Origin of the sequence: Roseovarius amoyensis, from assembly GCF_003260265.1 — a bacterium.
GTDB classification, from domain to species: domain Bacteria; phylum Pseudomonadota; class Alphaproteobacteria; order Rhodobacterales; family Rhodobacteraceae; genus Roseovarius; species Roseovarius amoyensis.
The window spans coordinates 1-12174 of sequence record NZ_QITQ01000013.1 but is presented as its reverse complement, the minus strand read 5'-3'; the positions used below and the strand labels follow the sequence as shown (position 1 = coordinate 12174).

Below are 12174 nucleotides of genomic sequence, written 5' to 3'. Positions count from 1 at the left end.
GGGGATCAGCGCGCGCGAGCGCGATAGTGGTCCAGTACAAAGACACGGATCGCCGAGGCAAGCCCTGTGTCCATCCCCCGCGCCTCGTCGATCTCGGCGGCCAGCGCGTTGAGCGGCTGGCCCCGCTCGGCGGCGATTTCGCGAAAGGCATCCCAAAAGGCGGGTTCCAGCGATACCGATGTGCGGTGGCCGTGCAGTGTCAGCGAATGCTTGACCGGGCGGGTGGTCATGGCTCGCGCCGCGAGCCGTCCAGATGGGCGGCGGCGCGGGCGGCATCCGCCGCCTCGCGCGCCTTTTGTGCCTTGGTCCGGCCGAACTTTACCGCGTTTTCGTCGGCATGGGCGCGCCGCTCGGTGCGCGCCTTTTCCTTGCGGACACGGTTGAGGTTGACCGGCCTGTCGTTCATTTCGGCCCGATCATGTTTTCGGGCCGCACGACGCGGTCAAATGTTTCCTCGTCGACAAAGCCAAGCGCGACCGCCTCTTGCCGCAGGGTGGTGCCGTTCTTGTGCGCGGTCTTGGCGACCTTGGTGGCGTTGTCATAGCCGATCTCGGGCGCCAGCGCCGTCACCAGCATCAGCGATTCGCGCATCAGCTTTTCGATCCGCTCCTTGTTGGCCTCCAGCCCGGTGACAAGGTTGTCGGTGAAGGCACCCGCGGCATCGCCCAGCAGCTGCATGGATTGCAACACGTTGTAGGCCATCATCGGCTTGTAGACGTTCAGTTCGAAATGGCCCTGGCTGCCGGCGAAACCCACGGCGGCGTCGTTGCCCATGACATGGGCGCAGACCTGCGTCAGCGCCTCGCACTGGGTAGGGTTCACCTTGCCCGGCATGATCGACGAGCCGGGTTCGTTTTCCGGCAGGATCAGTTCGCCCAGCCCGCAGCGGGGGCCGGAGCCCAGGAAACGGATGTCGTTGGCGATCTTGAACAGCGACGCGGCGACGGTTTTCAGCGCGCCGGACATCTCGACCATGGCATCATGGGCGGCCAGCGCCTCGAACTTGTTGGGGGCGGTAACGAAGGGCAGGCTGGTGATGCGCGCCATGTTGGCCGCGACCATCGTATCCCAACCGTTGACGGTGTTCAGCCCGGTGCCCACCGCGGTGCCGCCTTGGGCCAATTCGTAAATACGCCCCAGCGCGCCCTTGACCCGCTCGATGCCCATCGCGACCTGATGCGCGTAGCCGGAAAACTCCTGGCTCAGCGTCAGCGGCGTGGCGTCCTGGGTGTGGGTCCGGCCGATCTTGATGATGCCCTCGAAGGCGGCGACCTTTTCGACCAGCGCAGCGTGCAGTTTTTCCAGCCCCGGCAGCAGCACGTCACGGGCGCTGGTGGCGGTGGCGATATGCATCGCGGTGGGGAAGGTGTCGTTCGATGACTGGCCCATGTTGACGTGATCGTTGGGGTGCACCGGGTCCTTGCTGCCCAGTTCGCCACCCAGCATCTCGATGGCGCGGTTGGCGATCACCTCGTTGGCGTTCATGTTCGACTGGGTGCCCGACCCGGTCTGCCACACCACCAGCGGAAAGTGGTCGTCCCACTTGCCTGCCACGACCTCGCTCGCCGCGGCGGTGATCGCGTCGGCACGCCGTTCGTCCAGCTTGCCCAGTTCCTTGTTGGCCTCGGCGCAGGCCTGCTTGATCACCCCCAGCGCGCGCACGATGGCGACGGGCTGGCGTTCCCAGCCGATGGGAAAGTTGATCAGCGAACGCTGCGTCTGGGCGCCCCAGTACTTGTCTGCGGGCACCTCGAGGGGGCCGAAGCTGTCGGTTTCGGTGCGGGTCTGGCTCATCAGCGGCTCTCCTGAAATCGGTTTGCCACCGTCATAGCCATTCAACGGGAAAGTTCAATGCGACGCGCGGGCCACACGGCCGGTTTGGCCTATTTGCGGAAACTGTCCAGGCTGACGATTTCCGCGTCGCGGGGTTCTTCGGCCTCTTCCTCGACATCTTCGGCGAGTTCGGCGGTTTCCTCGGTTTCGATCCCGGCTTCGTCTTCTTCGTCATGGCTTTCGAACCGCAGGCCGAATTCGACCGAAGGATCGACAAAGGTCTTGATCGCGTCAAAGGGGATATACAGCCGCTCGGGCGCGTCGCCGAAATTCAGCGTGATGCCAAAGCCGTCTGCGCCGACCTCCAGATCGTCGAACCAGTGCTGCATGACCACCGTCATCTCGGTCGGGTAGCGGTCTTTCAGCCAGTCGGCGAGGCTGGCGTCGGGGTGGGTGGTGTCGAAAGTGATAAAGAAATGATGGGCCCCCGGCAGCCCGTGATCGCGGACCTGCGACAGAACCTCGGATATGAGGCCGCGCATGGCGTTGTGCATCAGTTTTCCGTAGTCGATCTCTCGATCCATGAATTCCCCCGGTTCCGGCAGCGGTGTGGCCGGCCTGCTGGTCTAGTCCCTAACAAAGACCGCCGCCGGTGCGGCGTCAAATCAAAAATGCCCCGGCGGCTGCGGCGAGGGTCATCGGCGCCGGCGCCCACGCCACCCGAAGGCGCGGCAGGCGCGCCAGCGTGCCCGCCAAGGCCGCAAGAACGGCCATTTCGGGCAACAGGCCGGCTGCATGACTTTTTTCCGAAACGGTGCGAAATGGCAAGCGCGATCGGCCGGTGCGGGGGAAAACAGGCCGGCAGGCCGAGAATCACCATCGACAACGCCGTTGGCACGGCAACTGGTGCGCGGATGCAGGCAGGTGAGGGGAAAGTGCAGGCTTCTGTTGCCGGGTGCCTGCGAACCCCGCCTTACCTGGCTAGAGGCAAGGGCTTCAGATTTCGGTCTTGTTACTGCTTACGCAGCAACAGCGACCGGAGCATGATTGTCGTTGGCAATTATGCTTAACGGACCGGTAACGGTGGTACCTCACCGAGACAAAGCAAACCCCTTTAGACGTTCGTCGATCCTGTTTCGGCCCCATGACCCGCCAACGACCGGGTGTTTGGTGGAGCCGCCGGGTACCGCCCCCGGGTCCGATCCGCTTATTACGAGCGCGTTTATGTCCATAGTCCCCGAAGGAACATGCCGAATATAGGGGCTGCAAAGGCGTTTGCAAAGGGTAAAGCCACGGAACGATGCAGGAACGTGGCAGCGTGGGCACCCCGGGGGCTGATGCGCGGACAAAGAGGCTGTCACTGCGGCAGAGAGGGGCAATCCGGCCCCCGGGTGTTGCAGCCCGGGGGCTTTGCTGTTTCTGTATCGCTGAAACCGGGTATGGGGGATGACATGACCGTGGCGCTGGACACCGATTTCGTGCGGGGGCAGTTTCCCGCCTTCTCCGAACCATCGCTTGCGGGGCAGGCATTTTTTGAGAATGCCGGCGGGTCCTATACCTGCGCGCCGGTGATCGCGCGGCTGGATCGGTATTACCGCCAGCGCAAGGTGCAGCCCTATGGCCCCTTTGATGCCAGCCGCCTGGCCGGCGAAGAGATGGACGAGGCCCGCACGCGCCTGGCGGCGATGCTGGGGGTGGCGACCGATGAGCTGAGCTTTGGCCCCTCGACCTCGCAGAACACCTATGTGCTGGCGCAGGCCTTTCGCCAGTGGATGAGCCCGGGCGAGGCCATTGTCGTCACCGACCAGGACCACGAGGCCAATTCAGGCCCCTGGCGGCGGCTGGCTGACAGCGGCATCGAGGTGCGCGAATGGCGCGTCGACCGCAACACCGGCCTGCTGCGGCTGGAGGACCTGGAAAACCTGCTGGACGAGCGTGTGCGCCTGGTGTGTTTCCCGCATTGCTCGAACATCGTCGGCGCGATCAACCCGGTGGTCGGAATCACCGCCGCCGCCCATGCCGCTGGTGCCTTTGTCTGTGTCGACGGGGTGTCCTATGCGCCGCACGGCTTTCCCAACCCCGGCCAGATGGGACCGGATATCTATCTCTTTTCCGCCTACAAGACCTATGGCCCGCACCAGGGCATTATGACCATCCGGCGCGAGCTGGGCCAGATGCTGCCCAACCAGGCGCACTGGTTCAACGCCGATACGCTCTACAAGCGATTCACCCCGGCGGGGCCGGACCATGCGCAGGTGGCCGCCTGTGCGGGGATTGCCGATTATTTCGATGCGCTTGCGGAACACCATCGCATAGCGGGGGACGCCGCAACGCGGACAAGCGGCGTGCATGACCTGTTTCGCGCGCATGAGATCAGCCTCTTGCAGCCGGTGCTGGATTTCCTGTCTGCACGCAACGATGTGCGCCTGATCGGCCCGCGTGACGCGACGCTGCGCGCGCCCACCGTCGCAGTCGAACTGCAAGGCCCGGGGGCAGAGGCGGCGGCGCGGCTGGCAGAGCACGGCATCATGGCGGGGGGCGGCGATTTCTACGGTGTACGCCCGCTCAAAGCGATGGGGATCGACCCCGACAAGGGCGTGCTGCGGCTGAGCTTTGTCCACTACACCACGCGCGACGAGATCGACCAGTTGCTGAACGCGCTTGATGCGGTCTTGTGATTTGCCAGGCCGGCTGGTGACCGGGCGATGACCGCACCGCCCCCGACGCTGGTCTGGTTCCGGCGCGACCTTCGGTTGGGGGACCATCCCGCGCTTTGCGCCGCGATTGCGCGCGGCGGGCCGGTCATCCTCGTCTTTATCCGCGATGCGCAGGTCGATACGCTGGGGGCGGGGCCGAAGTGGCGGCTGGGGCTATCCCTGGCCGACCTGTCACGGCAGTTGCAGGCGCGGGGCAGCCGGCTGATCCTGCGCTCCGGCCCGGTGGAAGACGTTCTTGCCGCGCTGGTCAGGGAAACGGGCGCAGACGCGGTTCACTGGACGCGCGGCTATGACCCCGGCGCCATTGCCGCCGGCACGGCGGTCAAGACGATGCTGCGTGCGGACGGGATCGCGGCCGACAGCCACCCCGGCCACCTGCTGCACGAGCCACGGACGGTCAAAACCGGCGCCGGTGGCTGTTACCGCGTCTATTCCCCCTTCTGGCGGGCGATCCGGGGGCGCGATGTGCCCGCGCCCATGGCGGAACCGGGCGGCATCCCGCCCCCTGACAACTGGCCTGACAGCGATAGTCTGTCCGACTGGCGGCTGGGCGCGGCGATGGGGCCGGGGGCCGCAGTCTGTCTGCCCCACCAGCGGGTCGGCGAGGCGGCTGCGCGGGCGCGGCTGGACTGGTTCATGGACGAGGCCATCGCGGGCTATGGCGAAGCCCGTGATCGCATGGCCGAGGATGGCTGTTCCGGCCTGTCGCAGAACCTGGGCCTGGGCGAGGTATCGCCCCGCCAGTGCTGGCACGCGGCCCTGCGCGCGCTGAACGAGGGCGCGCAGGGCGCCGAAAGCTGGCTGCGGCAATTGGCGTGGCGCGAATTCGCCTGGCACCTGCTCTATCATTTCCCCGGCCTCGACCTCCGCAACTGGCGCGAGGGGTGGGAGGAATTCCCCTGGTCGACCGACCCCGACAGCGCGGCGGTGCGGCGCTGGAAACGGGGGCGCACAGGCGTGCCCCTGGTCGATGCCGCCATGCGGCAGATGTACGTGACCGGCCAGATGCACAACCGGGCGCGCATGATCGCGGCTTCCTACCTGACCAAGCACATGCTGGTTCACTGGAAAGTAGGGCTGGACTGGTTCGCACAATGCCTGACCGACTGGGACCCGGCCGCCAACGCCATGGGCTGGCAATGGGTGGCCGGCTGCGGCCCCGACGCGTCGCCCTATTTCCGGATCTTCAACCCCGAAACCCAGGCGACAAAGTTCGACTCCAGCGGCGCCTATCGCCGCCGCTGGATTGCCGAGGGGCAGACCGCCCCGCCGCAAACCGCGCTGGGCTTTTTCGACGCGGCCCCCGCGGCCTGGGGGTTGCGGCCCGACGCACCCTATCCGGCGGCGCCGATGGTCGGCCTGGCAGAGGGGCGCGCACGGGCGCTGGCGGCATATGACGCCCGCCCAAGATAGTCATGCGGCCGGCACTGCGGAAAATCCATCAGACCCCTTGTGCCATGCCGTTTCGTGACGGAAACTGCGCGATGACACCAGAAACCGCCCAAGGGCCCGGATAACCGCCATGAAAAGCACCGAACGCATGCCCACCGCCGGAAAGCTGATCGCGGCCATCGGGCTGGCGGCTCTGGCCTGGTACGCCACCATCATCGTAAAAGCCCGCTGGCCGGTTGATATGGATTTCGGCCATTTCAGCCTGTTCACGGCCGGTCTGGCGCTGCTGGTCGGCTGGTGGGTGATAGGAACCCGGCTGGGACGGGGGTATATGCAGGGGATCAGCGCCGGGCTGACGGGGCTTTTTGCGCTGCTTTTCTGGGCGTTCCTGCTGCTGTCGTTTTACGAGATGATCGGACGCTCGATGGACTTACGCTACAAGGGCCCGGTCGAGGCGATCACCGGCATGTTTCAGATCGCGTTCGAATACGCCAACAACGTCTATTACTGGCCGCTGATCTGGCTGCTGGTCGGCGGCTCAGCCTTCGTGGGGCTGCTGGCCGAGGTGGTCACGCGGCGGACCAGTTGAGACCATGCGCGCGCTCGTCCTGACCGGCCCGCTTGCGTGGCCGCCGCTGATGCGGGTGGTCCTTGGGCGCGACGCGGCGGATGATTGCAGCGCCGCAACGGTGCCCGATGCCGCCATCGCGGCGGATGATCTGTGCTTTCCGCCGCTGGTGCCGGTGGCCGGCGCGCGGACCGATGCGCTGTTGTTGGAGGACGACACCGGGAATGCGTTCGAGCGGCTGAGTTTCTTTGCCTCGGCCCTTGGGCAGTCCCCTGTGCCGCGCCATGTGGAAACCGCCGCCGGGCGCATGGCGGCGCTGGCCTTTATGGCCGAAGGGGCAGCGCACCCACCCCAGTCGGGATGGCAGGCCAAAGGGTGGGCTGCGCGCTGGGGCGCCATCGCCTGTGCCGCCGCCACCGAGATCATGGAGCATTTCGACAAGACCGACCCCTATGCCCTGACCGCCCGCATGCCGATGATCCTGTCGCGCGCCGTGGCCCGCGCCAAAGCGGCCGCCGCACCTGCGCCGGCGCAGGTGCGCAGCGATATGGACGGCGCGCAGGTCGAAACGAAATCCTGCCGCGCGTCCCATGACGGCTTTTACCTGACCCGGGTGTGCAAGCTGCGCCACCCCACCTTTGCCGGCGGTCTGAGCCCGGTGCTGACGCGAGAGGTATTCGTCGCCACCGACGCCGCGCTAGTGCTGCCCTATGACCCGGTGCGCGACCGGCTGCTGCTGGTTGAACAGTTCCGCATGGGCCCCTATGGGCGGGGTGATCCACGCCCTTTCGTGCTGGAACCGGTGGCGGGGCATGTCGATGCCGGCGAAACACCCGAGGATGCCGCCCGCCGCGAGGCGCAGGAAGAGGCGGGGTTGACCTTGCGCGCGCTTGAACACATCTCCAGCCATTACTGCTCACCCGGATGCTCGACCGAGTTCTTTCACTGCTATCTTGGTCTGGCCGACCTGGCGCAGGCGGGGCAGGGCCGGGGCGGTCTGGCGGACGAAAACGAGGATATCCGCACGCATGTGCTGGACTTTGATCAGGCGATGGCGCTGATTGGAACGGGCGAGATCAATATCGGGCCGCTGGTGCTGATGCTGCTGTGGCTGCAGCGCGAGCGCGCGCGCCTCAGGGCCGCGGGTTGAGTTCACCGGGCGCGGGTTTTATGGCTGGGGCCTCGGTAGCGAAAGGGGATCGGAAGCGATGCGTGTGGTAAAGGATCTGGCCGATGCGATCGGAAACACCCCGTTGATCCGGCTGCGCCGGGCCAGCGAGGAAACCGGCTGTGAAATCCTGGGCAAATGCGAGTTTCTCAACCCCGGCCAGTCGGTCAAGGATCGCGCCGCACTGTTCATCATCCGCGACGCGGTGGCGCGCGGCACGCTGAAACCGGGTGGCACCATTGTCGAGGGAACGGCCGGCAACACCGGTATCGGGCTGGCGCTGGTGGGGGCCTCGATGGGCTTTCGCACCGTCATCGTGATTCCCGAAACCCAGAGCCAGGAAAAAAAGGACATGATCCGCCTGGCGGGGGCCGACCTGGTGCAGGTGCCGGCGGCGCCTTATTCGAACCCCAACAACTATGTCCGCTATTCGGGCCGCCTGGCCGAGCAACTGGCGCAGGAAAACCCCGCCGGCGCGGTCTGGGCCAACCAGTTCGACAATGTCGCCAACCGGCAGGCCCATGCCGAAACCACCGGCCCCGAGATATGGGAACAGACGGCTGGGCGCGTGGACGGTTTCGTTTGCGCCGTCGGTTCGGGCGGCACGATCGCCGGCGTGGCGGCGGCGTTGCAGCCCCGCGGCGTCAAGGTGGCGCTGGCCGATCCGATGGGGTCGGGGATGCTCAGCCTGTTCCGCGACGGAAAGGCCGCGGCCGAGGGCAGCTCGATCACCGAGGGCATCGGGCAGGGGCGCATCACTGCCAATCTCGAAGGGTTCAGGCCCGATATGGCCTGGCAGATCCCCGATGACGAGGCGCTGCCGATCATCTTTGACCTGATTGAACATGAGGGGCTGTGCCTTGGCGGCTCGTCGGGCATCAACGTCGCCGGTGCGATCCGCATGGCGCGCGAGATGGGGCCGGGGCACACCATCGTCACCGTACTGTGCGACTATGGCACGCGCTATCAGTCCAAGCTGTTCAACCCCGATTTCCTGCGCGAAAAGGGCCTGCCGGCGCCGCGTTGGCTGGCCTCCGCGCCGCGCAGCATCCCGGGGGTGTTTGTCGAATGACGCGACAGCTCCGCGCCCTATGTCTGGCTCTGGCGCTGGTGTTCGGCGCCGGGCTGGGCGGATTTGCCCCGCTGCCCGCAACGGCGCAGCAGACCCCACAGCAGGTCATCGAATACGGCCTGTGGGAAAAGACCGCCGCCCGCGCCGAAGAGGCGGTAGAGGCATCACGCGCCTCGACGGCGGTGTTCGAATCCCTGCGCTCGGAACTGGTGACATGGCGGGCGGTGTTCCAACGCGCGCAGTCGGCCAATGCCAGCACCATCGAGACCGTTCGCCGTCAGCTCGAGGCGCTGGGGCCCAAGCCCGAGGACGGTGCCGAAGCGCCCGAGATCGCGGCCGAGCGCGAAAACCTCAATACCCGGCTGAGAGAGCTGGAAGCGCCGGCAAAGCAGGCGGAACTGGCCTATAACCGGGCTGACGGCCTGATCCGCGCGATCGACACGATCATTCGCGGCCGGCAGGCCGACGAACTGGTGCAACTGGGGCCTTCGCCGCTCAACCCGGTGAACTGGCCTGATGCGGCAAGGGCCTTGTCACGCAGCGCCGAAACGCTGCAGGGCGAGGCGGTGTCGGGCTGGCAGAACCCCCGGCAGGCAGAGGAGTTCCAGGCAAACCTGCCTCTGTTCGTGGTGCTGGTGCTGATCGGCGGGGTGCTGCTGGTGCGCGGACGGATCTGGAGCCGCGAGTTGAGTGCCCGGGTGATGAACGGGCGCGACAGCGCAGGGCGCTGGATGGTGGCGTTCTTTATCTCGCTGGGCAGCCTGGTGCTGCCGCTGGCGGGGCTTTATGCGTTGATCGAGGCGGCGTTCGCCTCGGGGATGGTGGGGCTGCGCAGCGAGGCGCTGCTGCTGGAGCTACCAAGACTGGCGGCGGTGTTCCTGGTCGCGCGCTGGCTGGCGACGCGGATTTTCCCCGCCGGCGATACAAAGCGCCCGCAACTGCAGCTGGATGAGACCGCGCGCCGGCTCGGCAGGTTCTACGGCGCGTCGCTGGGGCTGGTCATCGCGGTCTATTACCTGCTGCAGCAGATGGCCGAGACGTTCGCCTGGTCCGACGCTGCCTTTAACGTCATCTTGTTTCCCGTGGTGCTGCTGGCCAGCCTGCTGATCTGGCGGCTTGGCAAGCTGCTCAGCCGTCACGTCGCCGCATATGTCGAGCAGTCGGGTGAAAAGAACCACCGGACGCGCACCACGCGGCTGTTGTCGAGAATGCTGATCGTGCTGGCTGTGGTTGCGCCGCTGCTGGCGGCGGCAGGCTATGTCAAACTGGCGGAATACCTGCTGTTCCCCTCGGCGCTGACGCTGATGGTCATCGCCACTCTTGCGGTTCTGCAACGTCTGGTGATCGAGCTGTACGTGCTGGTCAGCGACAACCGCGATGCGGTGACGGAATCGCTGGTGCCGGTGGTGCTGGGGTTCCTGCTGGTGGTGCTGGCGCTGCCGGGGCTGGCGCTGATCTGGGGCGCGCGGGCGGCCGATCTCAATGAACTCTGGTCACAGGTTCTGGCCGGTTTCGAGGTGGGCGGCGTGCGCATCTCGCCCATGGTGTTCCTGACCTTCGCCGTTGTCTTTGTCGCCGGCTATACCGTGACCCGGCTGGTGCAGGGGGCGCTGCGCAATACCGTGCTGCCCAAGACCCGGATCGACCCGGGCGGGCAGAACGCCATTATCGCGGGGCTGGGGTATGTCGGCATCTTCCTGTCGGCGGTCATCGCCATCACCAGCGCCGGGCTGGACTTGTCGTCGATTGCGATCGTTGCCGGTGCGCTGTCGGTTGGTATCGGTTTCGGCCTGCAGACCATCGTTTCCAACTTCGTCTCGGGTATCATCCTGCTGGTTGAGCGGCCGATTTCCGAGGGCGACTGGATCGAGGTCGGCGGCATACACGGCACTGTCGGCAAGATTTCGGTTCGCGCGACGGTGATCCAGACCTTCGACCGGTCTGACGTGATCGTGCCCAACTCGGACCTGATCAGCGGGCGGGTGACTAATTATACCCGCGGCAACACCATCGGTCGAGTGATCGTGCCGGTGGGCGTGGCCTATGGCACCGATACCCACAGGGTCGAGAAGATCCTGCTGGAAATCGCCGAGGCGCATCCCATGGTGCTGTTGTCGACGCCGCCATATGTCGTGTTCCAGGGGTTCGGGGCGGATTCGCTGGATTTCGAAATCCGGGCCATCCTGCGCGACGTCAACTATGTGCTGAGCGTGAAGTCGGACATGAATCACGAAATCGCCCGCCGCTTTGTCGAAGAGGGGATCGAGATACCCTTTGCCCAGCGCGACGTGTGGCTGCGCAATCCCGAGACGCTGAACCAGGCGGCCGCGAAACCGAAGGCCGCAGAAGACAAGGGGCAGGGCGGCGGCCAGCACAGCGAGGACAGCAGCGCCCACCTGACGGCAGACGATATCGGGCCGAACACCGGTGACCAGGATGCAGATGGCGGGGCCGACGGGCGATGACACGGATGCTGTTTCGTGACGACCCTTACAGGGGGCAGGCGCCCGCGCACGTGTCCGGTCACACGCCAGAGGGCGGCATCGTTCTGGATGCCACGCTGTTCTATCCCACCGGCGGCGGCCAGCCGGGCGACAGCGGGCGGCTGACATGGGCCGGCGGCGAGGTCGAAATCGCCACTGCGGTCAAGGCCGATGACGCCATTGCCCTGGTGCCGGCGGAACCCGTGACGCTGCCGCCGGTGGGGGCGGAGGTCATGCAACAGCTCGACTGGGACCGCCGGTACGCGCATATGCGCATGCACACCGCGCTGCACCTGCTGTCGGCGGTGATGGCGCTGCCGGTCACCGGCGGATCGGTCGGGGCCGGGCGCGGGCGGCTTGATTTCGACATGGAGGAACCACCCGCCGACAAGGAGGCGCTGGAGACGCGGCTGAATGCGTTTGTCGATCTCGACCTGGCCGTGAGCGAGGACTGGATCGACGAGGCAGAACTGGACGCCAATCCGGGGCTGGTGAAAACCCTGTCGGTCAGGCCGCCGCGCGGGGCAGGGCGGATCCGTCTGATCCGCATCGGCGAGGACACTCGACAGGTCGATCTGCAGCCCTGCGGCGGCACCCATGTCGCCCGCACCGCCGAGATCGGACACCTGCGGATCGCCAAGATCGAAAAGAAGGGCCGCCGCAACCGCCGCGTGACGCTGCGACTGGACGACTGACAGAGGGGCGCCGCGCGAGGTCAAGAAAGACCTTGAACTGCCCGCATGCACGCGGCTAAACATGCGCCACCGGAGAGGTGGCCGAGTGGTCGAAGGCGCACGCCTGGAAAGTGTGTAGGCGGGAAACCGTCTCCAGGGTTCGAATCCCTGTCTCTCCGCCACTTTGGTATAAAACCGGGTGTCCGTCGTCATATAAAATGGGACATCAGAGCGGTTTGCGGATTGGAGGCTCTGGCACGTTTGTGTGATTGATTATGCCGCCTGTTTTTGATGTTGCAAGCGGCGCTGTCGGATTGTCAGTTTCTT

Annotated in this window: 11 protein-coding genes, 1 tRNA gene and 1 other RNA gene; 8 read left to right on the top strand and 5 right to left on the bottom strand. The window is 66.0% G+C overall.

Annotated elements, in window-relative coordinates; translation table 11 throughout:
- Positions 1 to 5: 5 nt before the first annotated feature.
- The 5 genes from DL899_RS12010 to ssrA form a co-directional block, all read right to left on the bottom strand.
- Positions 6 to 230, bottom strand: coding sequence for a ribbon-helix-helix domain-containing protein (locus DL899_RS12010; RefSeq protein ID WP_111734604.1), 225 nt, complete (start codon positions 228 to 230; stop codon positions 6 to 8).
- On the bottom strand, positions 227 to 406 hold the full coding sequence (locus DL899_RS12005) for a DUF4169 family protein (RefSeq protein ID WP_111734603.1): 180 nt from the start codon (positions 404 to 406) through the stop codon (positions 227 to 229). The genes DL899_RS12010 and DL899_RS12005 overlap by 4 nt, the downstream gene beginning before the upstream one ends.
- On the bottom strand, positions 403 to 1794 hold the full coding sequence (gene fumC, locus DL899_RS12000) for a class II fumarate hydratase (protein ID WP_111734602.1): 1392 nt from the start codon (positions 1792 to 1794) through the stop codon (positions 403 to 405). The genes DL899_RS12005 and fumC overlap by 4 nt, the downstream gene beginning before the upstream one ends.
- A gap of 89 nt (positions 1795 to 1883) precedes the next feature.
- A complete protein-coding gene (locus DL899_RS11995) occupies positions 1884 to 2357 on the bottom strand; it encodes an SspB family protein (RefSeq protein WP_111734601.1) in 474 nt (157 codons plus the stop codon).
- A 350-nt stretch (positions 2358 to 2707) separates the two neighbouring features.
- Positions 2708 to 3059: a transfer-messenger RNA gene (gene ssrA / locus DL899_RS11990) on the bottom strand.
- 171 nt (positions 3060 to 3230) lie between these two features.
- Between ssrA and DL899_RS11985 the strand changes: the two genes are divergently transcribed.
- From DL899_RS11985 to DL899_RS11950, 8 genes are all read left to right on the top strand, one after another.
- Positions 3231 to 4451: an aminotransferase class V-fold PLP-dependent enzyme gene (locus DL899_RS11985; protein ID WP_111734682.1), complete on the top strand. Its 1221-nt coding sequence runs from the start codon at positions 3231 to 3233 to the stop codon at positions 4449 to 4451.
- Between the two features lie 27 nt (positions 4452 to 4478).
- Complete coding sequence (locus DL899_RS11980; RefSeq protein ID WP_111734600.1) at positions 4479 to 5903, top strand: cryptochrome/photolyase family protein; 1425 nt, start codon at positions 4479 to 4481, stop codon at positions 5901 to 5903.
- 109 nt (positions 5904 to 6012) lie between these two features.
- Positions 6013 to 6471 (top strand): TrgA family protein, encoded by a 459-nt coding sequence (locus DL899_RS11975; protein WP_111734599.1) that lies wholly within the window; start codon positions 6013 to 6015, stop codon positions 6469 to 6471.
- A 4-nt stretch (positions 6472 to 6475) separates the two neighbouring features.
- Positions 6476 to 7600, top strand: a complete 1125-nt coding sequence (locus tag DL899_RS11970; protein WP_111734598.1) for an NUDIX domain-containing protein — start codon at positions 6476 to 6478, stop codon at positions 7598 to 7600.
- A 58-nt stretch (positions 7601 to 7658) separates the two neighbouring features.
- Positions 7659 to 8690, top strand: a complete 1032-nt coding sequence (locus DL899_RS11965; RefSeq protein WP_111734597.1) for a cysteine synthase A — start codon at positions 7659 to 7661, stop codon at positions 8688 to 8690.
- Positions 8687 to 11155, top strand: coding sequence for a DUF3772 domain-containing protein (locus tag DL899_RS11960; RefSeq protein ID WP_111734596.1), 2469 nt, complete (start codon positions 8687 to 8689; stop codon positions 11153 to 11155). Before DL899_RS11965 ends, DL899_RS11960 begins: the two co-directional genes overlap by 4 nt.
- Positions 11152 to 11868 carry an alanyl-tRNA editing protein gene (locus DL899_RS11955; RefSeq protein WP_111734595.1) on the top strand — a complete coding sequence of 239 codons (717 nt, stop codon included), beginning with the start codon at positions 11152 to 11154 and terminating at the stop codon, positions 11866 to 11868. The genes DL899_RS11960 and DL899_RS11955 overlap by 4 nt, the downstream gene beginning before the upstream one ends.
- Before the next feature lie 71 nt (positions 11869 to 11939).
- Positions 11940 to 12029 (top strand) — tRNA-Ser (locus DL899_RS11950).
- The last annotated feature ends 145 nt before the right edge of the window (positions 12030 to 12174 follow it).